17 protein-coding genes and 1 tRNA gene are annotated in these 24,238 nt (G+C 70.9%); 9 read left to right on the top strand and 9 right to left on the bottom strand.

Features of this window, described 5'->3' with window-relative positions:
* The first annotated feature begins 496 nt into the window (after nucleotides 1-496).
* Nucleotides 497-982 (top strand): hypothetical protein, encoded by a 486-nt coding sequence (locus OHN74_RS14335; protein WP_327694958.1) that lies wholly within the window; start codon nucleotides 497-499, stop codon nucleotides 980-982.
* 926 nt (nucleotides 983-1,908) lie between these two features.
* Here OHN74_RS14335 and OHN74_RS14330 read toward each other — a convergent pair.
* A tRNA-Arg gene (locus OHN74_RS14330) sits at nucleotides 1,909-1,981 on the bottom strand.
* 323 nt (nucleotides 1,982-2,304) lie between these two features.
* Here OHN74_RS14330 and OHN74_RS14325 point away from each other — a divergent pair.
* The 7 genes from OHN74_RS14325 (at nucleotide 2,305) to OHN74_RS14295 (ending at nucleotide 11,541) form a co-directional block, all read left to right on the top strand.
* Nucleotides 2,305-3,924, top strand: coding sequence for a dynamin family protein (locus OHN74_RS14325; protein ID WP_327694957.1), 1,620 nt, complete (start codon nucleotides 2,305-2,307; stop codon nucleotides 3,922-3,924).
* A 5-nt stretch (nucleotides 3,925-3,929) separates the two neighbouring features.
* The gene (locus OHN74_RS14320) at nucleotides 3,930-6,029 is read left to right on the top strand and encodes a YfjP family GTPase (RefSeq protein WP_327694956.1); all 2,100 of its coding nucleotides are present in this window, start codon (nucleotides 3,930-3,932) and stop codon (nucleotides 6,027-6,029) included.
* A gap of 388 nt (nucleotides 6,030-6,417) precedes the next feature.
* Complete coding sequence (locus OHN74_RS14315) at nucleotides 6,418-6,891, top strand: single-stranded DNA-binding protein (RefSeq protein ID WP_327694955.1); 474 nt, start codon at nucleotides 6,418-6,420, stop codon at nucleotides 6,889-6,891.
* A gap of 236 nt (nucleotides 6,892-7,127) precedes the next feature.
* Nucleotides 7,128-8,549, top strand: a complete 1,422-nt coding sequence (locus tag OHN74_RS14310; protein ID WP_327694954.1) for a Cys-Gln thioester bond-forming surface protein — start codon at nucleotides 7,128-7,130, stop codon at nucleotides 8,547-8,549.
* A 191-nt stretch (nucleotides 8,550-8,740) separates the two neighbouring features.
* Nucleotides 8,741-10,405 carry an energy-dependent translational throttle protein EttA gene (gene ettA / locus OHN74_RS14305; protein WP_327694953.1) on the top strand — a complete coding sequence of 555 codons (1,665 nt, stop codon included), beginning with the start codon at nucleotides 8,741-8,743 and terminating at the stop codon, nucleotides 10,403-10,405.
* A 6-nt stretch (nucleotides 10,406-10,411) separates the two neighbouring features.
* Entirely contained in the window at nucleotides 10,412-10,852 is a 441-nt protein-coding gene (locus tag OHN74_RS14300; protein WP_327694952.1) for an acyl-CoA thioesterase, read from the top strand.
* Nucleotides 10,849-11,541, top strand: coding sequence for a hypothetical protein (locus OHN74_RS14295; RefSeq protein WP_327694951.1), 693 nt, complete (start codon nucleotides 10,849-10,851; stop codon nucleotides 11,539-11,541). Before OHN74_RS14300 ends, OHN74_RS14295 begins: the two co-directional genes overlap by 4 nt.
* A gap of 7 nt (nucleotides 11,542-11,548) precedes the next feature.
* Here OHN74_RS14295 and OHN74_RS14290 read toward each other — a convergent pair whose 3' ends face one another.
* The gene (locus tag OHN74_RS14290) at nucleotides 11,549-11,953 is read right to left on the bottom strand and encodes a globin (RefSeq protein ID WP_327694950.1); all 405 of its coding nucleotides are present in this window, start codon (nucleotides 11,951-11,953) and stop codon (nucleotides 11,549-11,551) included.
* A 225-nt stretch (nucleotides 11,954-12,178) separates the two neighbouring features.
* Between OHN74_RS14290 and OHN74_RS14285 the strand changes: the two genes are divergently transcribed.
* The gene (locus OHN74_RS14285) at nucleotides 12,179-13,174 is read left to right on the top strand and encodes a methyltransferase domain-containing protein (protein ID WP_327694949.1); all 996 of its coding nucleotides are present in this window, start codon (nucleotides 12,179-12,181) and stop codon (nucleotides 13,172-13,174) included.
* Between the two features lie 36 nt (nucleotides 13,175-13,210).
* Here OHN74_RS14285 and OHN74_RS14280 read toward each other — a convergent pair whose 3' ends face one another.
* The 7 genes from OHN74_RS14280 to OHN74_RS14250 all read right to left on the bottom strand — a co-directional run bounded on the left by OHN74_RS14280 (nucleotide 13,211) and on the right by OHN74_RS14250 (nucleotide 24,029).
* Nucleotides 13,211-14,599, bottom strand: a complete 1,389-nt coding sequence (locus tag OHN74_RS14280; protein ID WP_327694948.1) for an FHA domain-containing protein — start codon at nucleotides 14,597-14,599, stop codon at nucleotides 13,211-13,213.
* A 41-nt stretch (nucleotides 14,600-14,640) separates the two neighbouring features.
* On the bottom strand, nucleotides 14,641-15,987 hold the full coding sequence (locus tag OHN74_RS14275) for a vWA domain-containing protein (protein WP_327694947.1): 1,347 nt from the start codon (nucleotides 15,985-15,987) through the stop codon (nucleotides 14,641-14,643).
* A gap of 102 nt (nucleotides 15,988-16,089) precedes the next feature.
* Nucleotides 16,090-17,472, bottom strand: a complete 1,383-nt coding sequence (locus OHN74_RS14270) for a PP2C family serine/threonine-protein phosphatase (protein WP_443060392.1) — start codon at nucleotides 17,470-17,472, stop codon at nucleotides 16,090-16,092.
* Nucleotides 17,473-20,010 carry a serine/threonine-protein kinase gene (locus tag OHN74_RS14265; protein ID WP_327694945.1) on the bottom strand — a complete coding sequence of 846 codons (2,538 nt, stop codon included), beginning with the start codon at nucleotides 20,008-20,010 and terminating at the stop codon, nucleotides 17,473-17,475.
* A complete protein-coding gene (locus tag OHN74_RS14260; RefSeq protein WP_327694944.1) occupies nucleotides 20,010-21,335 on the bottom strand; it encodes a hypothetical protein in 1,326 nt (441 codons plus the stop codon). Before OHN74_RS14260 ends, OHN74_RS14265 begins: the two co-directional genes overlap by 1 nt.
* Before the next feature lie 74 nt (nucleotides 21,336-21,409).
* Nucleotides 21,410-22,468 carry a glutamate ABC transporter substrate-binding protein gene (locus OHN74_RS14255; RefSeq protein WP_327694943.1) on the bottom strand — a complete coding sequence of 353 codons (1,059 nt, stop codon included), beginning with the start codon at nucleotides 22,466-22,468 and terminating at the stop codon, nucleotides 21,410-21,412.
* 97 nt (nucleotides 22,469-22,565) lie between these two features.
* Entirely contained in the window at nucleotides 22,566-24,029 is a 1,464-nt protein-coding gene (locus OHN74_RS14250) for a hypothetical protein (RefSeq protein ID WP_327694942.1), read from the bottom strand.
* Between the last annotated feature and the right edge of the window lie 209 nt (nucleotides 24,030-24,238).

Here is a 24,238-nt window from a genome sequence, read left to right as displayed (position 1 = left end):
TTCGCAGTGCGCGTAAGGCCGTCCTGGCCCCGCACGTCTTCGAGTCGCCCACAGGGCGGCGGGTGTACGACAACCGGCACACGCGCCTCACGAAGTGGCTCAATGACGGGATCCCACCCGCCCAGGTGGCCGACTGGGGCGGAAACAGCGTGCCGGTGCTGCTGGCTACTTACGCTCGGTGCGTCGAGGGGCAGTTGCCTGACCTGAAAAGGCGCCTGGAGGCTGCGGGGGATCTCCCCGAGCTGCCCGACGCCGGCTGAGGTTTCTCGCTGAGAACTTCGACACGGCCACCCGCGAAAACCCGGTGACAGCCGGACAGCCCCGGAACCTGCCCCGTTCGTTGGGGTAGTGTCCGGGGCTTTGGCGTGCGAGTGAAACCGGATCTGAACAGCAAAAATGCCCTCACAAGGGGGAGCTGAGTCTTTGCGCCCCGGGCAGGACTCGAACCTGTGGCCACCGTGGCCTGGTTGGTGCTGGCCCGGTAGAGAATGACACGGTGGACAAAGCCTCAGAACTGCGCGCTCTCACCGGCTCGTTGTCGCGAGAAGAAGGAGTCTTCGGCCTTTTGGTCGAGGAGCCCGGCGGTTCGGTTCCGGAACTCGTGTGCCAAGTAGCCGCCGAGGCCGAACAAGCTTGGAAGCACTACGCAGTGAAAGGCGCAGTCGGCCCGGACACACCGGTAGAGATCGAGGACGCACTCTCGAAGATCGACGCCGAGGACGCCGTGGAGCACTTGACCCACCTGGCGGCCTACGACCTCGTGTTCCCGGACTCAAGACGCCGTGACCACACCCACGCGCACAGAGCGGCGGAACGTGTCGTGCGCCTGCTGGGCTACGAGGCGGTCTGGTACACGAACATCAACGACCTCTCACCCCGAGCACGGGCATGGAACCCGGTCACCCGACATACCTTCGATGGTGTTGTTGCGGGGACTGACGGTCACTTCACGGTGGTGTTGCTGCAGGTGGGTGAGGACTGAGCCCTCGATGGGGACAAACAGCCCACCTTGCCTGACTGTCGTCCGCAGCTGGCATTCCAAGTAGTCGCAGGCTCCTGAGCTGGTGTTTCGGAGTGAAATGCGGGCCGTCTGAACCCCAGCCGACGAAAGCCGGCCACGGCGGAGGGCGCGTCGATCGACCAGGCGCGCGTGTGCCTGGCTGTACCCCCGCTGGCCTCAGCCGCGCTGCCGACGGCGTCCTCCAGGGGTACCCGCCCGCTCGCGGAACCGGATGCGGTGTGTTCGATGTCGTGTCATGCCGTGGACACAGCCAAGCCGAGACCCGACTCATGCCTCCCCTGGGCGGCCTCCGCACTGTTCGGAGCTGCTGTCGGCTGCGGCGCCTGGTCTCTGACCGTCTGGGCACGCGCGTACTGTGACGCGGGCTACGACGCCGGCGGACGCTTCGAACTCAACTTCCTGCTTCCTCTCGTAGTGGGAGCCGAAGCACTCGTCGGGCTTGTGGCGTGGGCCTTTGGCCAACGCATGGTGCTCCACTCGCGGACAGTGGTTCGTGTCTCGCTGTCGACGGTGCTGGTGGTTGTTGCGACGGTGGGGTTGGCGTGGTGGCTCTTCGCGAGCCGAGGGACGCTGGACGGCTATCCAGGCGACTCCGGCCTCTGCCCTGCGAGCAACGTCCCTCCACAGTGGCCTGGCTGGATTCCTGCCTGATCGGCCACAACTGGAGTCCGGTGGCCCTGGCCTCCCCGAACTGCCCGACGCCGGCTGAGCTTTCTCGCCGAGAACTTCGACACGTATTCGACACGGCCACCCGCGAAAACCCGGTGACAGCCGGACAGCCCCGGAACCTTCCCCATGATCGTCGGGGGAGTGTCCGGGGCTGTGGCGTACGAGTGAAACCCGATCTGACCAGCAAAAAGGCCCTCCCGAAGGAGAGCTGAGACTTGCGCCCCCGGCAGGACTCGAACCTGCGGCCAAGCGCTTAGAAGGCGCCTGCTCTATCCACTGAGCTACGGGGGCCGGGTGTGGTGGCCTCGGTCAGGGTGGGCCCTGGTGTGGGCCGGTCCCTGACGTTGCCGGGGACAAGGATAGGGCTCCCGGGTCCTTGTCCTGGTTGCTTCACCTCCGTGGCTCAATGTGGAGGTTCAGTGAAGCGGTCCTGATAATCGCAGGCAGGTACGAATCGTGCACCGCTTTTGCCTTCTCGCGCATCGGGTGTTGTGCACTCGTTATGCCTGGACTACGCCTACGTCCTAGTCGTCCCTTCCGTCCCTTGTGTTCCGTCGGCGCGCAGGTGTGCCCATATGCTTCAGAATTCCCCTAAAATTGGGCATTCTTCACATGTGGTGACCTTGGACGTACGGCCTCAGCTGCTCGACGCACTCTCCGCCCTGCGCGACCGTGTCGCTGCCGCACGCTTCCCGCTGCCCCTGCCCGGGGCTCCACGCGCGCGTGCCAACCGCGACGAACTGCTCGCGCAACTCGACGACTACTTGGTGCCCCGCCTGAGAGAACCTGAAGCGCCCTTGCTCGCCGTTGTGGGCGGGTCCACCGGGGCCGGCAAGTCGACCCTCGTCAACTCCCTTGTGGGGCGCCGGGTCAGCGAGGCCGGCGTACTGCGGCCCACAACCCGGACGCCGGTACTGGTCTGCCATCCCGAGGATCATCACTGGTTCAGCGGGATGCGCGTACTGCCCGACCTCACGCGCGTGTGGGTGCCCCCACAGGAGCCGGGACAGGACCCCGGCGACGATCTGCTGCTCCCCGGCGAGGACGGGGCACGGGTCCTGCGCGTCGAGACCGCCGAGAGCCTGCCGCGCGGGCTCGCCCTCCTCGACGCCCCCGACGTCGACTCCCTCATCGCCGACAACCGCGTCCTCGCCGCCGAACTGATCTGCGCCGCGGACATCTGGATCATGGTCACCACGGCCGCGCGATACGCCGACGCCGTCCCCTGGCACCTCCTGCGCACCGCCAAGGACTACCAGGCCTCCCTCGTCACCGTCCTCGACCGGGTGCCCCACCAGGTGGTGTCCGAGGTGTCCCGGCAGTACGGCGCCCTCCTCACCAAGGCGGGCCTCGGTGACGTACCGCGCTTCACCGTGCCCGAACTGCCCGAGTCCGCCTGGGGCGGTGGGCTTCTTCCGGCCACCGCGGTGGCGCCGCTGCGCGCCTGGCTCGCCCAGCAGGCGCAGGACCCGGCCAGCCGCCAACAGGCCATGGCCCGTACGGCGTACGGCGTCCTCGACTCCCTCAAGTCCCGCATGCCCGAGCTGGCCGGCGCCGCCGCCGCGCAGTACTCGGCCGCCCTACGGCTCACCGCGGCCGTCGACGGGGCCTACGACAGCGAGCACGCGCGCGTACGGGGGCGGTTGCAGGCCGGCGCAGTCCTCGCCGGGGATGCGCTGAAGCGGTGGCGTGCCTTCCCGCTGGACTGTTCAGCGGGCGAACTCCTCGACGCTCTGGTGGAGAGCCTCTGCGCGCTCCTGCTCTGCTCCGTCACCGCCGCCGACGAACGCGTCGACGACTCCTGGCGCCGCGAACCCGCTGCGGACGCCCCGGGCCTGACGGGCCGCGACCCGTCCCAGGAGAGCGTCGAACACCGCATCGGCATGGCCGTACGCCGGTGGCGGCGCGAGCTGGAGGAGTACGCAGAGGAGGAGCTGCGCGACCTCGACCGGAGCACCGCCACGGACGTCGAGGTGGTCGCCGCGCTCGTCGCCACCGCTCTGCTGGGCGGCCGACGCGCCCGGTCCGCGGGCGAGGGGCTCGCCGAACGTATCGGCGCCCACGGCGCCCTGCGACTGCGCGACCGGGGCGGACGGCTGCTTGTCGAACACCTGGACCGGGTCATGCACACCGAACGCGAGCGCCGTCTTGCCCCGCTCGACGCCCTTGACGTCCATCCGGAGCCCCAGGCCGAACTCATCGCCGCGCTGTCCGTACTGCAGAAGGAGAGGTGACCGCGGTGACCGCCGTCACTGACCACGACCACCACGACGCCTCGGCCGAAAACGTGCCCCCAGGGGAGGGTCTTTCCGACGGCGACAGAGCCGAGGAGAAGAACGAGAACGAGAACGAGAAGGACGAGAAGGAGAAGGAGAAGGAGGAGGAGAGGGACGAGCGGACAGAGGGCGAGGAGAAGGGCACCGCAGGCGAGGCGCCCGAAACCGACGCTCCCGGGAAGGCCTCTTCCGCCGACGTCGACATCGATGCGGGTGCAGGTGCAGACGGCCCCGCGCGCGTGGTGGGCGACGCTGACTCCGGCGTCCCTTCCACCCGTAAGGGCACCACTAAAGACACCACCAAGGACACCCGTACCGACCTCCGTACAGACCCCCGTACGGAATCCGAGTCCTCCGGCGCCTGGGACGACGGTCTGATCGCGCGCCGTGTGTCCGAGACCGACCCTCCCGCGCGCGAGACGGTCGTCGAGACCCGGGTCTCCAGCAGCGTCCCGCAGCCCGTGATGCCCCTGGCGTACGACGGGCCGCTGCGCTCGCGGCTCGACGCGCTCCGTGAGCTCGTGGGGTTGTCCCGTACCCGGCTGGACAGCAGAACGCTCGCTGAGGCCGGCCGGGTCCTCGACGAGGCGGCGGCCCGGCGCAGGCTCTCCGGGCAGCACACCGTCGTCGCGATCGCGGGCGCCACCGGCAGCGGCAAGTCGCAGCTGTTCAACGCCCTCGCCGGGGTGGCCATTTCGGAGACCGGGGTACGCCGGCCGACCACCGCCATGCCCATCGCGTGCAGTTGGAGCGACGGCGCGGCGACCCTCATCGACCGGCTCGGTATTCCGGGACGGCTGCGCCGGCGCCCCTTGCAGAGCGCGGAGGCCGAGGCGCAGCTGCGCGGCCTGGTCCTGGTCGACCTGCCCGACCACGACTCGGCGGCCGTTCAGCACCGCGAACAGGTGGACCGCGTACTGGCACTGGTCGACGCGGTCATCTGGGTCGTCGATCCGGAGAAGTACGCGGACGCCGTCCTCCACGAGCGCTATCTGCGGCCCATGGCCGGGCACGCGGAGGTCATGTTCGTCGTCCTCAACCAGGTGGACCGCCTCCCCGGGGAGGCCGCCGACCAGGTCCTCGACGACCTGCGGCGACTGCTCGACGAGGACGGCATCGCCCTGGGGGAGTACGGCGAACCGGGCGCCACCGTACTGGCGCTGTCCGCGCTCACCGGGGACGGCGTCGGCGAACTGCGCGAGGCGCTCGGGCAGTTCGTGGGCGAGCGCGGTGCCGCGGCACGCCGGATCTCGGCCGACCTGGACGCCGCCGCGTGGCAGTTGCGGCCCGTCTACGCCACCGGAAGGCGCGCCGGACTGAGCGAACGGGCCCGGGACGAGTTCTCCGACCGGCTCGCAGACGCGGTTGGCGCCACCGCCGCGGGCCAGGCCGCCGAGCGCGTCTGGCTGCGCAACGCCAACCGGGCCTGTGGCACCCCGTGGCTGCGGTTGTGGCGTTGGTGCCAGGACCGGCGCGAATCCTCCACCGGCCGCTTCGCCGTGGGCGAGCAACCGGACGAGGAGGCCACGGCCCGCCAGCGGGTCGAGCAGGCGGTGCGTACGGTCGCGGAGCGGGCGTCGGCCGGACTGCCCGCGCCGTGGGCGCTGGCGGTGCGTGAGGCGGCCGTACGGGGCGCCCAGGGCCTGCCCGAGGCGCTGGACGAGCTGGCGACACGCGCCGGGACGCCCTCGGGACGGCCGCCCCGGCCGGGCTGGTGGCCGGTCGCGGTGCTGGCTCAGGCATCCATGACGATCCTTCAGATCGTCGGCGGGCTGTGGCTGGTGGCCCAGATCGTCGGGGTCATGGCACCGAACCTGGGCGTCCCGGTGCTGCTGATGTCGGTGGGCATCGTCGGCGGTCCGGGCGTGGAGTGGAGCTGCCGACTGGCGGCGCGCGGACCGGCCCGCCGGTACGGCCTGGAGGCGGAACGGCGGCTGCGGGAAGCGGCGGCCGGCTGCGGCCGGGCCCGGGTACTGGATCCGGTGGCGGCGGAGCTCCTGCGGTACCGCGAGGTACGGGAGCAGTACGGGCGGGTCACGGGGGCTCGGGCGGTGGTGGGCTGAGCGCGGGGGAACCGGGGTCGGGCATCGTCGGGTTCGTGGCTGCGTGGCTGCGTGTACGCGCGTTCGGCCGAGGAAGGCGGGAAACCGGCAGGTCATCGGGACGATTCCCGGAGGAGTGACATGAGGAGGAGACGTGGGTACCTCGGACGGGTGACGGAGTTTTCCACAACCGGCCGGTAGTCCACAGGGCTCAGCGGGCTCGGACCGGCGGATGCATTCTGGCTTCGCGGCGATCACGACGGACGCGATCGGCGCGCGGCGGTGACCGGAGAAGTTCTCGTGGTTGGGGAGGTTCTCGCGATCACCGTGTCGGAGGCAGCCGTACGGGACGGGCCCGTACGGGTATCCGCCCGGCGCGAGTGCGCCGGGACCGGGAGGGGTGGTTGGCGTGAACGAGACGATGGTGTGCACGGTGGGCAACGTGGCGACGCAGCCGGTGTACCGCGACCTGGCGTCGGGGGCGTCGGCGAGGTTCCGGCTCGCGGTGACCTCGCGCTACTGGGACCGCGAGAAGAACGCATGGACGGACGGGCACACCAATTTCTTCACGGTGTGGGCGAATCGAGCGCTCGCGACGAATGTCGGGGCATCGCTGTCGTTGGGTGAACCGGTCATCGTGCAGGGCCGGTTGAAGGTGCGCACGGAGATGCGGGACGGGCAGAGTTGGACGTCGGCGGAGATCGACGCCGTGGCGATCGGCCACGACCTCGCGCGGGGTACGTCGGCCTTCCGGCGCTCCGCCGGCCCGGTCAAGGGCGAGGCCGCGGCACCGCCCCGTCCCGAGCCCAGTTGGGAGACGCCGATCGCCGACGAGGGCGGCGTCGGGGCGCAACAGCGGCGGGAGCCCGCGGCGGTGACGTGACGTCACGCGGCGCGGTGGGCGCGGGCGCCGACCGAACTGAGGCTTATCGGTGGACTGACCTGCATACGGATGATCTTGGCGATAACAATTCCGAGTCGGATCGGTTATCCGATGACAGGACTGGGAAGTGCGGTACGCCACGTCCCTAGGATGCCGGGCATAGCTCACGGGGCTTCTGATGCTGCTGGTGGGACCGCACCCCCCACGTCAACGAGTCCTGCTCGAAGGGGAATTCTGTGTTTTCTTCGTTCTCCGCGCTGTCCTGGCGCGGGCGAGCGGCGGCGGCCCGGCTCGCCGCCGCGACGATGGTGTCCGGTCTCGCCGTCACCGGCGCGCTGGTCACCGCCGGTACGGCCGTCGCGGACGCGACTCCGCAGCAGCAGGGCGGGGCGACCGCCACCATAGGCGGGCTGAAGACGTACGGCGCGGCCGTCGTCCATGGGGACGACGGGGACGAGCAGGTGTCCGCGGGTCTGTTCGAGATGTCCGTCGACAACGGCGGCATGCTGCAGACGTACTGCGTCGACCTCCACAACCCGACGCAGAAGGACGCCAAGTACCAGGAGACCTCCTGGAGCGGCACCTCCCTGGGCGGCAACAAGGACGCCGGCCGGATCCGCTGGATCCTGCAGAACTCCTATCCGCAGGTGAACGACCTCGCGGCGCTGGCGGCCCGGGCGGGGGCGGCCGGCCTCACCGAGCAGGACGCGGCGGCCGGCACCCAGGTGGCCATCTGGCGCTACTCGGACGGCGCGGACGTGGACGCCGTGGACCCGCGGGCAGAGAAGCTCGCGGACTACCTGGAGAAGAGCGCGCAGAACCTCGCAGAGCCCGACGCTTCACTCACCCTCGACCCGCCCGCGGTCTCCGGCCACCCCGGTGAGCGGCTCGGGCCGGTCACGGTGCACACGGACGCGGACAGCGTCACGGTGATACCGCCCGCCGACGCGGCGACGAGCGGGGTGCGGGTCGTCGACCAGGACGGCGAGGCCGTCACGTCCGCGGTCGACGGCGGCCAGGTGTTCTTCGAGGTGCCCGAGGACGCGCTGGACGGTTCGGCCGCGCTGAGCGTCCAGGCCTCGACCAGCGTGCCGGTCGGCCGCGCCTTCACCTCCGACAGCAGAAGCCAGACCCAGATCCTCGCCGGCTCCAGCGAGTCCACGGTCTCCGCGACGGCGACCGCGAACTGGGCGGTCACGGGCGCCGTCCCCGCACTGTCGGCGCGGAAGAACTGCGCCGAGAACGGCGTGGACATCACGGCCACCAACAAGGGCGACGAGGCGTTCACCTTCCAGTTGATGGGCTTCGAACACACCATCAAGGCCGGGGAGTCGAGGACGGTCACGATTCCCTTGCAGGAGGACCAGCCGTACGACTTCACGATTCTGGGGCCGAACGGCTTCGAGCAGCGGTTCGCGGGTGTCCTCGACTGCGAGACCCAGGGCAGTGCGGGCGGCGACGAGGTCCAGACCCTCAGCGAGCCCAGCCCGGCCCTGGCGGGCGGCACCCCCGCCGCCGGCGTCAATCTGGCCGAGACCGGCAGTTCCAGCGCGACGCCGATGATCGCGGGCGTAGCGATCCTCCTGCTGGTGATCGGCGGAGGCGTAGTGCTCCTCGTCGGCAAGAAGGAGCCGCGCAGGGCAGATGCTCGTAAGTGAGCACGGACGACATCGCATCTTGACAACTCAACAGTGTGTGACCGCACGGTGACCCACTGAACCACGCGGCCCCGCCCCGCCTCCCAGGCGCCAGGGGCCGCTGACGTACTCGTTTCCCCCCAAGGGTTGCAGTCAGGCAAGATGGGCTGTATCCCACCACTGCCAGATTTCAAGCTGCCGGACGGTTTCTCTTGGCTGAGTACATTTACACCATGCGCAAGACGCGCAAGGCGCACGGCGACAAGGTCATCCTTGACGACGTGACGCTGAGCTTCCTGCCGGGCGCGAAGATCGGTGTGGTCGGCCCGAACGGTGCCGGTAAGTCCACCGTTCTCAAGATCATGGCGGGCCTTGAGCAGCCGTCCAACGGCGACGCCTTCCTGTCGCCCGGCTACAGCGTCGGCATCCTCATGCAGGAGCCGAAGCTCGACGAGTCCAAGACGGTCCTGGAGAACGTCCAGGACGGCGCAGCCGAGATCATGGGCAAGCTCAACCGCTTCAACGAGGTCGCCGAGCTGATGGCGACCGACTACTCGGACGCGCTCCTCGACGAGATGGGCAAGCTCCAGGAAGACCTGGACCACGCCAACGCCTGGGATCTCGACGGGCAGCTGGAGCAGGCCATGGACGCGCTGGGCTGCCCGCCCGGCGACTGGCCGGTCGTCAACCTCTCCGGTGGTGAGAAGCGCCGCGTCGCACTCTGCAAGCTGCTGATCGAGGCTCCGGACCTGCTTCTCCTCGACGAGCCCACCAACCATCTCGACGCCGAGTCGGTGAACTGGCTGGAGCAGCACCTCTCGAAGTACGCGGGCGCCGTCGTCGCCGTCACTCACGACAGGTACTTCCTGAACAACGTCGCCGAGTGGATCCTCGAACTGGACCGCGGCCGCGCGATTCCCTACGAGGGCAACTACTCCACGTACCTCGAGAAGAAGTCCACCCGCCTCAAGGTCGAGGGCCGCAAGGACGAGAAGCGGCAGAAGCGGCTCAAGGAAGAGCTGGAGTGGGTCCGGTCCAACGCCAAGGGCCGGCAGACCAAGTCCAAGGCGCGCCTCGCCCGTTACGAGGAGATGGCAGCCGAGGCCGACAAGATGCGGAAGCTGGACTTCGAGGAGATCCAGATCCCGCCGGGCCCGCGTCTGGGCTCCATCGTCGTCGAGGTCAACAACCTCTCCAAGGCCTTCGGTGACAAGGTCCTCATCGACGACCTGTCCTTCACCCTGCCGCGCAACGGCATCGTGGGCGTCATCGGCCCGAACGGCGCGGGCAAGACCACGCTGTTCAAGATGATCCAGGGCCTTGAGACCCCCGACTCCGGTGCGATCAAGGTCGGCGACACCGTCAAGATCAGCTACGTCGACCAGAGCCGCGCCAACATCGACCCCAAGAAGACGCTGTGGGCCGTCGTCTCCGACGAGCTCGACTACATCAACGTCGGTCAGGTCGAGATGCCGTCGCGTGCCTATGTGTCCGCCTTCGGCTTCAAGGGGCCGGACCAGCAGAAGCCGGCAGGCGTCCTCTCCGGTGGTGAGCGCAACCGCCTGAACCTGGCGCTGACCCTCAAGGAGGGCGGCAACCTGCTGCTCCTCGACGAGCCCACCAACGACCTCGACGTGGAGACCCTGTCCTCGCTCGAGAACGCGCTGCTCGAGTTCCCCGGTGCGGCCGTGGTCATCTCCCACGACCGCTGGTTCCTGGACCGGGTCGCGACGCACATCCTCGCGTACGAGGGCGAGTCGAAGTGGTACTGGTTCGAGGGCAACTTCGAGTCGTACGAGAAGAACAAGATCGAGCGGCTGGGTGCGGATGCTGCTCGTCCGCACCGCGCCACCTACAAGAAGCTGACCCGGGGCTGATCGATCTTGCGGCATATCTACCGCTGCCCGCTGCGCTGGGCGGACATGGACGCGTACGGCCACGTCAACAACGTGGTCTTCCTCCGGTATCTGGAGGAAGCCCGTATCGACTTCCTGTTCCGCCCGGACAAGGATTTCCAGCAGGGGTCAGTGGTGGCACGCCATGAGATCGACTACAAACGGCAGTTGGTCCACCGGCACACGCCCGTGGACATCGAGTTGTGGGTCACGGAGATAAGAGCGGCGTCCTTCACGCTCACCTACGAGGTCAAGGACCCGGACCAGGTGTATGTCCAGGCGTCGACAGTCGTCGTGCCGTTCGACTTCGCGACACAGCGCCCGCGCCGCATCACCTCCGAGGAACGGGAGTTCCTGACGGAGTACATGGACGCGGGCGCGGACGAGGACGAGAAAGTGGACGAAGAGGGCGGGGCCGTCGCCGCATGACGGTCCTGCATCTCGCCGAGGAGGGGGAGGCGGCCGACCTCGCCGCCTTCCTCGCCAGGCTGCTCCACTACGACCGTGGGGCAGCGGTCCGCCTCCAGGCGGCCGGTACAGCGCTCGCCGTGTTCGGGCGGCCGCCGTCCTTCGAGGTCCTCGCGATCCGCGCGGCCCGGCTCGCCAAGCCCTACGAGAACGGCCTGGACGTCGCCCTCGACGCCACGGTGTCGGCCGGCGAGCTGCTGGAGACGGTGGACGAGTCGGCCGCCACCCTCACCGTCCCCGGCGCGGTGACCGGTCCGCCCTGGGCCGGGGTGCTGCCTCCGCGCGGCGGCTGGCGGCCTGAGGCCGGCCTGCCGGCACCGGACGCGCTGCGCGCCATGGTCGCCGCAGCGGTAGCCGAATTCCGGTCCCGTACGCAGGAGTTGACGCCCGAGCTGCGTACCCGCGCCGAACTCGACCGGATCGGACGGGAGATCTGGAGCCGGACGGTGGGGGACACCCACCTGCCGGTACGGGCCGTGCACGCGGCACAGTCCCTGGGCTTCCTGCGGCCGGCACAGGGCCCCGGGGCGTCCGGTGAGGCGCCGCTCGCGCTGGTCTCGTCGGGGCCCTGGCTGCGGCTGCGCACGGAGTTCGGCTCGATCGCCGTACGCAGGACTGGACTCGGGGCGCTGGACGTCAGCGTCCGCTGAGAGCCGCTCAGCCCTCGGTGTTCACCATCGAGGCGGCCGCGTACGTCAGGTAGTTCCACAGCGTCCGCTCGTGCTCCTCGGAGAGGCCGAGCTCCTCGACGGCGACCCGCATGTGCTTCAGCCACGCGTCGTGTGCGGCCCGGTCGACGGCGAAGGGGGCGTGGCGCATCCGCAGCCTGGGGTGGCCGCGGTTCTCGCTGTACGTCGTGGGGCCGCCCCAGTACTGGATCAGGAACAGCGTGAACCGGTCCTCGGCCGGACCCAGGTCCTCCTCCGGATACATGGGCCGCAGCAGCGGGTCCTCGGCGACACCCTCGTAGAACCGGTGCACGAGGCGCCGGAAGGTCTCCTCGCCGCCGACCTGCTCGTAGAAGGTCTGCTCCTGAAGCGTGCCGCGCGGAATCTCGTTCACGTCGGTTAGGCCTCGCAAATGTCGCTCTGGTCGGCCCCAGGCACTTTCTGCCGGGGGTCCGGGGTTGTCCCCCGGAAGATGCAGCACCTCTCCATGGTCTCAGACGAGGGGACCGAGGACTCAAGGCCTAGGACCAACCCGTCCGGGCCGCGCACCGAACGTCCGGTTCCGGGTGGGCCGGTTTCGGCGCTCGCGTCACGGCGTCGGGCGCAGGACAGTGGACGTATGAGCGCGCACGCTGTCCACGAGGGCAGGGACGACGACCTCGACGATCTCGCCGCCTCGGCGCGGGCGGAGCTCCTGCGGGTGATCGAGGCGAGCGGGGCCTGGGACCGTGACCCGGTCTGGCGGGAGGCGTTCGAGGCGGTGCCGCGGCATCTGTTCGTGCCGTACTACTACGCCGGTGCCGTGTCCGGCCGACAGCGGCTGTGGGGCGGGAGTCCCGACCCGCGCACGCGGGAGCGCTGGATGCGTGGCGCCTACACGGATGCGCCGCTCGCGACCCGGGTGCGCGACGGCGAACTGGTCTCCTCCAGCAGTCAGCCCTCGCTCATGGCCATGATGCTCGCCGAACTGCGGGTCGAGGACGGGCACAACGTGCTGGAGATCGGCGCCGGTACGGGGTACAACGCGGCGCTGCTCGCCCACCGCCTCGGGGACGCGCTCGTCACGACGGTGGATCTCGACCCGGAGATCACCGAGTCGGCCCGCCGGCATCTGGCCGCCGCCGGACACCGTCCGGTCGTCGTCACCGGCGACGGTGCCCGCGGAGTGCCCGAGCGCGGCCCCTTCGACCGGATCATCGCGACCTGCACGCTCACCTCGGTCCCACGCGCGTGGCTCGCCCAGTGCCGCCCCGGCGCCCGCATCCTGACGCCGTTCGCCACCGGCCTGGCCGCCCTCACGGTTCTCGACGCCGAGCACGCCGAGGGCCGTTTCCTGCACACGTCCGCCTATTTCGTGCCGCTGCGGGGGGAGGGCCGGCCGGAGCCCGCCGTCCCGCACCTGGGCGCACTCCCGGCCCGGGCGCGCGAGCACGAGCTGTTCCGGTTCCTGCTGACGCTCACCCGGGGCAGCCTGGACCCGCATGAGGCGTACGCGCTGTGGGAGCGCGAGGACCGACCCGTACGGGAGCGCTACGGGATCACCGTCAGCGGTGACCGGGAGTGGGCCTGGCTCGACGAACCCACAGGTCCGTACGCCTGGCCCCTCCCCGTCTGACGGCCCTGTCCGCGGCCTGGCCGCGTCCTGTCCCGCCTATCCCCGGCGGATCGTGATCGTCGTCCACGCGCCCACGTGCACCCGGTCGCCGTCCTGCAGCGGTACGGGGACGAAGGGCTGGATCGGCTCCTCGGAGTTGTTGACCGTCGTACCGTTCGTCGAGTTCTGGTCGACGATCGCCCAGCTGCCGTCGGGCTGCTGGACCAGCACCGCGTGCTGGTGCGAGACGCCCGGGTCCTCCGGCGGTACCGCCAGGTCGATGTCGGGAGACTCGCCCGTGGAGTGACGGCGGCGACCGATCGTGATCTGGTTGCCGGTGAGCGGACGCCGCTGCTCCGGCGAGTACGCGGGCAGGTTCAGGCCCGCGGCCTCGGGGCCGGAGCGCTGCATCATCGCCATGAAGTACTCGCGGTCCGGGCCGATCGTCGCGGACCAGGACAGCGGCTGCTGCTGACCGTAGCCACCGCCGGGCGCGGGTGGGGCCTGGGTCGAGCCGGGCTGCGGATAGCCGTAGCCGCCGCCCTGCTGCGGGGCGGACGGTCCGCCGGGGCCGCCGGAGGGCGGGGAGATCACCCAGTCGTCGTCACCGCCGCCGTAGCCGCCGGGACCGGTCTGCGGACCACCGGGGCGGCCCGTCTCCTGGGGGAACGCGGACGGGAAGGGCGGGCCGGACGGCTGGAACGCCTGCGGAGCGCCACCGGACGCGCGGTGGCCGCCGGGCGGCTGGTAGCCCTGGGGCCCGCCGGACGTGGGGGGCGGACCCGACTGCGGGTATCCCTGCGATCCACCGGGCCCGCTGGGCGGGTAACCCTGCGGCCCGCCGGCGGACGTACCACCAGGTCCAGCAGGTCCACCAGGTCCGCTGGGGCCACCGGGTGCACCCGGGGTGGGTCCCGGCGGCGGGGGGACCGGGCGCGACGGGTCGCTGCCGAAGGGCGGGATCGGTTCGGCGGGACGGTTGATCTGTGACGGGCGCGAGCTCTGGTAGTCGTAACCGTCACCACCACCACCGTAGGACGGGCCGGGCGGCGGCGGGGACGGGAACCGCTGGCCGGGGCCCGCGCCACCGGGACCCGCGCCGTACCCCTGACCCTGACCGGGTCCGGGCGCGGGCGGGCGCGGGGCGGCCGGGGTGTACGAGGTCGCCGTGTTCGTCAGGAAGTTCCACCGGCACTCCTCGCAGAACGGAGCGCCCCCCTCACGCGGGGTGCGGCACTGCGGGCACAGCTCCTGCTCGGCGTCCGGAACCGCCGACAGGTGCGAGCGGCTGCCGGGCGCGCCGGTGGCGGAACCCGGCGGCGGATAGCCGTAACCGGGCGCCGGGGGTGGCGGCGGGGGCGGGGGCACGGCACCGGCCATGCGGTGACCGCAGACCTCGCACCAGTCGTCGGAACCCGACTGGTGTCCGTTCGGGCAGGTCGGCATGTCGGCGCTTCCCCCTCTCCTCTTCGCTACGTTTTGTGTATCTACTTCTTTACACGAACAGTCTTTGTGGACCGTGTCTCGAGCGTCATCTCGTCGGCCTCTTCGACCTTCGCCTTCAGTCGCACAGTACCTGCCGCGGCGTCGACCACGTCCACCACCTTCGCAAGCAGTTTCGCAGTATCCGCGTTTCCGGAGGCGCTGGCGAGCTGAACGGCCCGTCCCAGCTTGGCCGTTGCGCCGTCGACATCACCCGCTTTGCGGGCGTCCAGACCCTGCTGGATGACTTGTGCCAGTTCCGCCTGACCTGTGTAGTGCGCGACCTGTGGGTTGATCGACGTCGAGGCCGCCATGTCGTCGGTCCACACGGCCCGTACGAGGCCCTGCGCGCCGAGGTTCTGGGCGCTGCCGTCGGGCTGCGGGATCACCAGGGAGACACGGGCGGCCAGCATCTCCTGGCCCAGGCCGGCGGAGGGCACCTCGACGCACACGTGGTAGTCGCGCGACTCGTCCCCCCAGGAACCGGTGGGGTAGTCACCGGCGCGCGGTCCAGCCTCGATGCGGCGGTCGGTCAGCTCGGCGACGGTGGGCGCGACCTGCTTGACGAACTTGATCTCCGTACCGACCGGGGTCCACAGCCGCAGGGCGACATCCGCGACCTCCTTCCCCATGGCCGTCTCCATCATCTGCGTGAAGTCGGCGGAGAGGCCGGCCGGATCGGCGACGATGTCGGCGGTGCCCAGCAGCGCGGAGGCGATGGCGGTGACCTCCTTGACCTCCCAGTCGGTGCCCACGCCCCGCGCGTCGCAGGTGAAGCGGCCGGCGCAGGAGTCCAGGGCCGCCTTCAGGTCCTCCGGCGACTCGTGCTCGTTGCGGCCGTCGGTGAGCAGGATGCCGTGCCGGATGGCGACCTCGGACGAGGACAGCAGACGGTCGGCGAGGCGCAGCCAGGTGCCGATGGCCGTGCCGCCGCCCGCGCTCAGCCGGCGCAGCGCCTGCTTGGCCTGCTCGCGGGTGGTCGCGTCGGCGACCGCGAGCCGCCCACCGCCCGGATAGACCTCCCTGGCGACGTGTGTGCCGTCGATCACCGTGAAGTGCACCCCGTCGCGCACGGCGTCGATCGCGGCGGCCGTCGCCTCCCGGGCGCCCCGCATCTTGGTCGGCGGGTAGTCCATCGAGCCGGAACAGTCGACCATGATCGCCACGGCCGCGTCCGGGCCCTGGCCCGGTGAGTAGAGGTGCGGCGCCGAGACACCGGTGCCGACCGTGCCACCGCCGGTCGCGGTGACCGTCACGATCGCGCTGACCTCACGGCCGCCGTCGGGCAGATACTCGTTCTGGTAGACGTCGACCGAGAACTGCGGCACGTTCGACTTCGAGAAATTGGCCATGCGTGCTTCGCTCCCCCTCGAGAACCCCACATCCGTGGAGCAGTGACTGTATGCGGACCAGTCCCCTCCGGTCCTGCTGCGGACACCCCCGTGTCAGTGCCCTCAGGCGGATCCTGCCCCCGGCGGCGGGGCGGGGAACGGCACGACGGCCACTGTTACGTTGTCGTGGCCCCCGCCGTCCAGGGCGTGGCCGACCAGGACCCGGGCGGCGTGCAGCGGGCGTGAGGCGGCGTCCGGCGGGAGAACCTCGGCCAGCTCGTCCGCGGCCTCCGCGTAGTTCCACAGCCCGTCCGTGCACACCACGACCACACCCGGCCGGTCCGGCTTGAAGGACGCGGTGTGCGGCTCCAGCTCGTACGCGTCCGCGCCGAGCCAGCCCGTGATGGCGTGGGCGCGCTCGTCGGCGTACGCCTCCGCCTCGTTCATCAGGCCCGCGGCGACCATCTGCGCGGCCCACGAGTCGTCCTCGGTGAGCCGGGCCGGGGCGGTGGAGCGGTCCAGCGGGACCCAGTAGGCGCGGCTGTCGCCGACCCAGCCGACGACCAGCAGGGTCGGGGTGACGACGGAGCCCACCAGCGTGCAGGCCGGGGAGTTCTGGTGCGGGGCGTGCTCGCGGGCACCGCCGGACTCGTCCGCCAGCGCGTTCACGGCGTGCGAGGCGGCGATGATCGCGTCGTGCATCGCCTGCTGCGGGTGGGTGCCCAGGGGCAGGGCCGCCATCAGGGAGTCGCCGGCCGCCCGGGACGCGGCCAGCGAGGCCTCGTCGGGGCGGGTCGCCGAGGAGACGCCGTCGCAGACGATCGCGACCAGCGCGGGCGCGCGGTCGGGCAGCGTGGTGTGGGAGATCGCGTACGCGTCCTCGTTGCGATGGTGGCGCAGGCCCCGGTCGGTGACCGCGGCGAGCGGGCCGACCTCGTCCTCCATGTGGTCGCGCTCGCGCGGCTGCGCATGTCCGCAGTTCTCGCAGTAGCCGTCGGTGTCGACCCGGCCCGCCCGGCAGGCCACGCACACCTTGGTGCCGGCCGGGGGCGTCGAGGCCTCGGCCGGGCGCGGGGCGGGCGCCTGGAGCGGGTACTCGTCGGGCTCGCCGCCGGCGGGCCGGTCGAACCGTACGCCCGTGGCCGGGGAGACCGGTGATCCCGTGGGCGGCAGCCCGGGCACCGGCGGGAGCACGGTCCCGCCCGAGTCGGTGCCCGGCAGGTCGGTGGCCAGGTGAACGGGCGCCGGGATGCCGGAGCTGCTGGTCTCGGGAGCATGCGGCCAGTCCACGGAAGCGGCCTCCGGAGGCGGGTGCGGCGCGGACACGAGGGCGCCGCTCAGGGTGAGCGTCGGGGAGTCACCGGGACGCGGGGGCACGGCCGACAGGTCGTACCCGCACGCGCCGCAGAACCGGTCGCCCGAGTCGAGCGGCTCCTCGCAGCTCGGGCACCGGGACAGAGCCGTCGGCTGAGGCGGCTGGGGTGGCTGGGGCATCTGGGACATCAACTACACCCACGTCCGGGGGCGGTAACGGTTGGCGCGTTCCACCAGGTCGATCCTCTCCTCGCCGCCCTGCGCGAGCCGGGCCAGCGTCCGGTACGAGCGTTCCAGCCCGAAGCGCAGACCACGCTCGTCCAGGTCACTGCCGAGCAGCACCCGCCCCCCGACGGCAGGAGGGGCGGAACCCTGGCCATGGGAGAGTATCCAGTCCAGCGCGCAGCCGAGGACTTCCGCCGACAGCTGCTCCCGCCGGACCGCGTCCAGACCGTATCCGCCCAGAGCCTCCACCTGCCCGGCGGACGCGATCAGATCGTCCAGGAACGGTGCGTCGGCGGCGACGGCGGTCCGTTGCCGCAGCCGCGCCCGTACGGCGGCCACGCGGGCCGCCGTGTAGTGGATGGACGCCTCCGGAACCGACTCCAGCGTCGTCACGGCGCTCCGGCGGTCGCCCGCCGCCAACTGGACGCGGGCCAGACCGAACGCGGCGCTCACATAGCTGGGGTCGGTCGTCCACACCAGCCGGTAGTACTCGGCCGCGTTGTCGAGCTGCCCGAGTACCTCCGCGCACAGCCCGAGGGCCAGCTTGGGCGGACTCTCGCCCGGGAAGGCGTCGTAGATCGCGTCGAACGACAGCGCGGCGCCCTCGTGATCGCCCGTCACCAGCGCGGCCACGCCCCGGTACCAGACCACCCGCCAGTCGTCGGGCCGCTCCTCCTCCAGTCTGACCAGCGACTCCGTGGCGGTCGCGGCGTCCCCGTGCTCCAGCCGGGCCCGCACCTCGCGCAGCCGGGTCTCCGTCGACGGCGCCGGCACCACCGCGAGGGCCGCGATCAGCTCCCCGGCCGCCGAGGCCAACAGCCCCGCGAGGAAGCCCGCGTTGGGGTCGGTCGGGTCGACGCGCGGCACGGGCAGCGCGAGCGCGGCGGCACCGGCGTCGATGGCCTTGACGAGACGCGGGGTACCGGTGAGCGCCCTGGTGGCGGCACCGATGGCGGGAGCGGCCGGTGACGCGGACTTCTTCCGGGGCGTCTCCACGCGCGTGCCCAGTCGCGACACCTCGCCGTCCAGCGCGCCGAACAGCTCGGAGTCCGTGACCTTCACCTCAGGCCCGAACAGCGTCGACAGCGCGGGTCTGGCCCGCCCCGTCTGGAGCGACACGACCTCGCGCAGTACGCCCGTCAGCTGCTCGGACATCTCCTGCGCGGACGCGAACCGGCGGGCCGGGTCGGGATCGGTGGCGCGGACCAGTAGCCGGTAGAACGACTCGTACTGGCGGAAGACCTCGATGTGGTCGGGGTCCGGCAGGGAGTCCACGAACACGTTCGTGTAGCCCTGGAAGTCGAACGTCATGACGGCGAGCGTGCGCGCGACCGTGTACAGGTCGGACGCCACCGACGGGCCGACCTCCGCGACCTCCGGAGCCTGGTAGCCGATCGTGCCGTAGATGGCCGACTCGTCGTCGTCCATCCTGCGGACCGCGCCCATGTCGATCAGCTTCAGCTGGTCCTCGGTCTGGATCGCGTTGTCGACCTTGAAGTCGCAGTAGAGCAGGTTGCGGCTGTGCAGATGGCCGAGGGCTTCGAGCGCCTCGATGCCGTACGCGCACGCCTGCTCCACCGGCAGCGGGTCCCGCTTGCCGGCCGGGGTGCGGCGGTCGTTGGCGATCTCCTTCAGCGACTTGCCGCCGACGTACTCCATGACGATGTAGCCGTCGAGGGAGCCCGTGCGCTGGTCCAGGTGCTCCACGAAGTTGTAGATCCGCACGATGTTGGCGTGCTCGATCTCCGCGAGGAAGCGCCGCTCGGAGATCGCGGCGGCCATCGCGTCCTGGTCCCCGGTGTCCAGCAGGCCCTTGAGGACCACCCACCGGTCGGACACGGCCCGGTCCACGGCGAGGTAGACCCAGCCGAGGCCGCCGTGCGCCAGACAGCCCACCACCTCGTACTGGCCGTGCACGATGTCGTCGGCGGCCAGCTTCGGCACGAACGAGTACGGGTGCCCGCACTTCGTGCAGAACCCCTCCGTACGCCCCGGCCTGCCCTCGCCGCGCGCCCGCCCCACCGGCGCCCCGCAGTCGGAGCGCGAGCAGAACCGCTTGCGCTCGGGCACCTCCGGGTTGTCCAGCACCATCGCGCGCGGGTCGGGCCGCGGCACGCCCGGCACCTCGACCAGGCCCGCGCCGAGCCGGCCGCGCCCGGTGGACCCGGCGGTCGAGCCCGAGCTGCGCACCGACACCGAACGGCCCGTCGCCTTCCCCGACATGGACCGCGACAGGCGGCCGGAGACCGAGCGGCGGGACTGCGAGGAGCGGGACGTGCGGGAGGTACGGGCGGAGGCACGGGAGCTGCTGGAGGACGAACTGCCGCTCCCCGAGCCCCGCCTGCCGTTCCCGGCGACCCCGGTGGACGGTGAGCCCACCATGCCCCCGGCCGACACGACCGGTGCGAGGCCGCACATGTCGCAGTACAGCTCACCGCCGCCCATGTCCTCGTAACTGCCCTCGCAGTCGGGCCGCTGGCACTTCTGCTGTTCGGTCCCGGTCATCAGTGGTCCCCCCTCCGGTCACTGGGTCCGGCCTGGTCCGGCACCCGCGGGCCGCCGAAGTACTCGGCGGCGGCCTGCTGATAGCGCAGCACGGCCTGCTCCGCGACCCGCAGGTCGCAGGGCGCGCTCCACAGCATGCGGCGCGCCGCGTCGTACCGCTCGATCAGCAGCGGGTCCTCCGCGAAGCCGTGCCGGGCCACCTTCGCCTTGTACGCGTCGAGCCGGCCGCGCAGCTCCGCGCGGACCGCCAGCGGCTGTGTGACCGCCGTCAACGACTCGCGGGCGCGCATCAGTTCGTCCTCCGCCTTCGCCTCCAGCGACTCCAGGAGCGGCGACAGACGGTGCCACTGGGCGTGTCTGCGGTAGTCGGAGGCCATCGCCAACTGCTCCTGCAGCGCTGTGGGCGGGCCGCTGACGGCGGGCACCTCCGACGCGGCGATCTTCGCCAGCACCTCACCGCGCGCGCTGCGTGCCTCGGCGAGGGTGCGGTCCGCGCGGGACAGCACATCGCGCAGCTTCACGAGCCGCGCCTCCGCGTCCTGGCGGACCGTCAGCACGGCGTCGATCTCCCGGCGTACGTCCTCCAGGGCGCGCGCCTCACGGTCGTACACCGTGGTGTCCGGACGGCCGCCACCGGGCGCCGAACTGCCCTGCGCGGGCAGCCAGAACGCCAGCGGGTCGGAGATCACCTGCTCGCGCAGGGCGGTCAGGGTGCGTGTGATGCGCTCCAGGTCGTCGCCCGCCGGGTGCTCGCCGGGGCGTACGCCCACGGAGTGCGCCAGCTGGCGGGTGCGCTGCAGCTCGGCGGCCAGTAAATCTATCCGCGCGGGCAGGGCCGACCAGACCGCGTCGGAGGTGACGACCATGTCCAGCGAGGTCGCGTACAGCTCGTTCATCCGCTCCACCAGGGCGGCCAGCGAGAACTGGTGGCTGAGCTTCCCGGTGCCGTGCAGGGTGGGCGCGTTGGCCGTCGCCGTCGCGCTGCCCGCGACCGTGACGCACTCGCCGCGCAGCAGCTCGGTCAGCTCCACCAGGTCCTCGCGGCTGGACCAGCGGCGGCGCGAACGGATGTCACGGGCGGAGCGGTACGTGTCCGAGTACGCGTCGAAGTACGCCCACAGCAGCGTGATCGACGCGTCGACGGACGTCCAGCGCTCCTTGGTCGTGCCGGTGAGGTCGGCGCCTTCGAGGAGTCTGCGGCCCGCGTGGTCCTGGAGGGCGAGGAGCGAGGTCTCGATCGCCTCGTGCTCCGCGCCGAGCCGCGCCAGCGCACGGTCCACCTCGTCCCGGTCCATCACCGGCCCGGTGGCTCCCGTGACGCCCATCGATCACCTCGACTATTCGTGTGGTTGCTCGTTCGGTCGGCTCGTCGGTCGGTCTGTCGTTCTGTCGGTGGACGTCACTTGTAGTTGGGCACCGGCGGCTTCGCCGACTCCGACCTGCTGCCCAGTGTCGGCGACAGCCACTTGTCGTACGACGACTGCCAACCGCCGTCCTGGCGGTACTGCTCCAGTATGCGATTGACCCGTGCCGCCAGGTCGTTCGCGCCCTTCTTCACCGCCACGCCGTAGTAGTCGGTGGTGAACGTGTCGCCCTTCAGTTCCACTGTCGGATCCTGGGCCGCCTGGCTCGCGGCGAGCGCGCCGTCGGTCACCACGGCGTCCACCTGGCCGAGTTGGAGGCGGACGAGACAGTCGAGCTGGCTGGGGACGACCGTCGTGATGTCGGCGGAGGCGACCCCGGCCTTCTTCGCGGCCTTGTCCGCCGTCAGCTGTTCGAGCGCCGTGGAGCCCTCCGCCGAGCAGATCCGCTTGCCGGCCAGCGTCTTGTCGTACCCCGTGATGGTGGAGTTCTTGAGTGCGAGGACCTGTTGGCCGGTGAGGAAGTACGGGGCGGAGAAGGACACGTCGTCCAGGCGGGTACAGGTGATCGTCATCGTGCGGACGATCATGTCGACGCGGCCGTCCTTGATCGCCGGGATGCGCTGGTTGGTCGGGATGGCCTTGAACTTGACCGCGTCCTCGTCGCCGAGGATGTCCTTCGCGATCCGGTGGACCAGGTCGATGTCGAAGCCCTCCAGCTCCGCCGACCTGCCGCCGTTCGGATCGCGGTAGCCCCAGCGGTAGCTGTTCTGGTCGACTCCGACGATCAGCCGCGGGTCCTTGCGGGCCTTGATCGCCTCGATCGTCTTCCCGTCCAGCGGAGACGGCGCCGGGCTCTGGTCCTGAGGGTTCTTGCACTCCGCCGCGGCCTTCGCCTGAATGCCCTCGGCGACCCCCTGGCCACCTGTCGCCGGACCGCCGTCACCCTGCGACTGGGTCAGCGGGAGCAGCAGCGCGAAGGCCACCGCGAGGGCGCAGACGGCCGCCATGGCCCCCACGCCGCCCCAGCCCCGCAGCCCGGCCCGCAGAACCCGGAGACCGGTGCGCAGACTCCGCCGAAGCCCTTGTGCGTTCATCGTCACGCCCCCTCTCATCGCCCGAACTCCCTTGCCGCCGCACTCCCTTGTACCGCTTCGTACCGCGTCTGTACTGCTTGTGGCTCCTCGTACCGCATCAGCGGTACTCCGACAGTCTGCGTCCGATGCCGAGCACCGCTCCGGCCGCGCCCAGTACGGCGAGGGCCGCGGCGCCCACCGGGAGGCCCGTCATCGCGCCCCGGCCGTCCTCGGCCGCCTGCGTGAACTCCGACTGCTCATGCCCGATCGCCGTCTTCAGGGCCCGGTCGACGCTGTCGAAGCACTCGCCGGTCGGCTTGTCGCTCTTGTCCCCTATGACCCGGGCGAGCGCCTGCTGGAAGTCTCCCGACTCGTACGCCTTCTGCGCCTCGTCGTGGCGGGACTTCCACTCCTCCATACCGCCCACGGCCGACGTGACCGGCTTCTTGCCCGCCTGGTCGTCGGCGAGCTTCTCGGCCTGGGCCAGGCCCTTGCCGAGCGTGCTCATGTCGCCCTCGAAGTCGTGGTCGTACGCGTCGACGACCTCGCCGTCGCTCAGTTTGACCGTCTCCGCGCCGCGCGCCACCAGCGTCAGGTTCTCGTTGCCGCGTGCCTTGAGGGAGGCGATCCGGGCGTCGTGCAGCACGTTCAGTGAGCGGATGCCGTGGTCGTAGGAGTCGTTGAGCCCCGAGCGGGCGAAACTCTGCCCGGCGACCAGCCACAGCAGGACGATCGTCGCCGTGGCCGTCGCCGCCACCAGACCGTGGTTCAGCACCCGGTTCGTACGCCGGTAGTTGCGCCGCTGGGCCCAGACGAGGGCGCCGAGCACGGCGACGCCGAGGCCGATCGCCGCCCATGGGTACGAGGTCGCGTCCGCGTAGTCGGAGCGCAGCCGCTGGTTCTCCTTGGCGTAGAGCTTCTCCGCCTGCGGGAGCATCCTGTCCTGCATCGTCTCGTTCGCCAGGCGCAGGTACGAGCCGCCGACCGGGAAGCCGAGCCGGTTGTTGGCGCGGGCCCGCTCGATGTAGCCCGTGTACTCCGACAGCAGCTTGTTGAGATCGGCGATGGTCCTCGCGGACTCCGAGTCCGGCTCGGAGTTGGTCGCGGCGGCGGAGAGCTTCGCGGCGGCGTTGCGGATGTCCTCCTGATAACGCTGGCGGGAGGTCGCGGTCTCGGCACCGCCGGCCAGGAAGCCGCTGGAGGCGGCGGTGTTGGCGTCCGCGAGGGAGCTGTAGATGTCCGCGGCGGCCGAACTGAGGGGCTGGCTGTTGTGCAGCACGTCGTCCGCCGCGGACGAACGGTCGGCCATCTGCCAGGCGGTGACGGCACCGAACGCGACGACGAGCACGGCGAGCAGGGCGCCGATGATCCGCAGCCGCCCGGGCTCGGTGGTCGCGGCGGCCCGCAACTGGTCGAGGCCCTCCGCGAAGGCGGTGCGGCGCGGGGGCTGGGGGACCCCGGGAGCGGGACCCCTGCCCGGCTGCGAGGGGATGGCGGGCAGGCCCGCCACGCCGGGCGAGTCCGGCGAGTCGGGCGCCGGTGGTGCCGCGCTGCTCGTAGCTGTCACTGTGACCTCCCCCATGGTCATCCGTCAGCGCCAGTATCGCCCCCGGCACTGACAATCCGCACCGGCCTTGACTGGATCTTGATCGGATCGCAGTGCGGCCGCGTTGTGTCGCAGTGAGTGGTGTTGTGCCGGGGCGCGCTGCCATGCATTCGGACACATGCGCGCTCCCCGCACCACCCCTCTGCCCATGAATACGCAGGAGGAATCTGTTCGGTTCCCGTACG

This window comes from Streptomyces sp. NBC_00459 (assembly GCF_036013955.1).
Classification (GTDB): Bacteria; Actinomycetota; Actinomycetes; order Streptomycetales; family Streptomycetaceae; genus Streptomyces.
The sequence above is the reverse complement of the archived record's forward strand: the minus strand, read 5'-3'. Positions and strand labels throughout refer to the sequence as shown.

Bases quoted from the DNA above. Each gene is read 5' to 3' on its own strand.
- OHN74_RS14295 (WP_327694951.1), top strand. From the start codon at position 10,849: ATGACGGTCCTGCATCTCGCCGAGGAGGGGGAGGCGGCCGACCTCGCC.
- OHN74_RS14255 (WP_327694943.1), bottom strand. From the start codon at position 22,468: ATGAACGCACAAGGGCTTCGGCGGAGTCTGCGCACCGGTCTCCGGGTT.
- OHN74_RS14275 (WP_327694947.1), bottom strand. From the start codon at position 15,987: ATGGCCAATTTCTCGAAGTCGAACGTGCCGCAGTTCTCGGTCGACGTC.
- OHN74_RS14265 (WP_327694945.1), bottom strand. From the start codon at position 20,010: ATGACCGGGACCGAACAGCAGAAGTGCCAGCGGCCCGACTGCGAGGGC.
- OHN74_RS14285 (WP_327694949.1), top strand. From the start codon at position 12,179: ATGAGCGCGCACGCTGTCCACGAGGGCAGGGACGACGACCTCGACGAT.
- OHN74_RS14260 (WP_327694944.1), bottom strand. From the start codon at position 21,335: ATGGGCGTCACGGGAGCCACCGGGCCGGTGATGGACCGGGACGAGGTG.
- OHN74_RS14250 (WP_327694942.1), bottom strand. From the start codon at position 24,029: ATGGGGGAGGTCACAGTGACAGCTACGAGCAGCGCGGCACCACCGGCG.
- OHN74_RS14280 (WP_327694948.1), bottom strand. From the start codon at position 14,599: ATGCCGACCTGCCCGAACGGACACCAGTCGGGTTCCGACGACTGGTGC.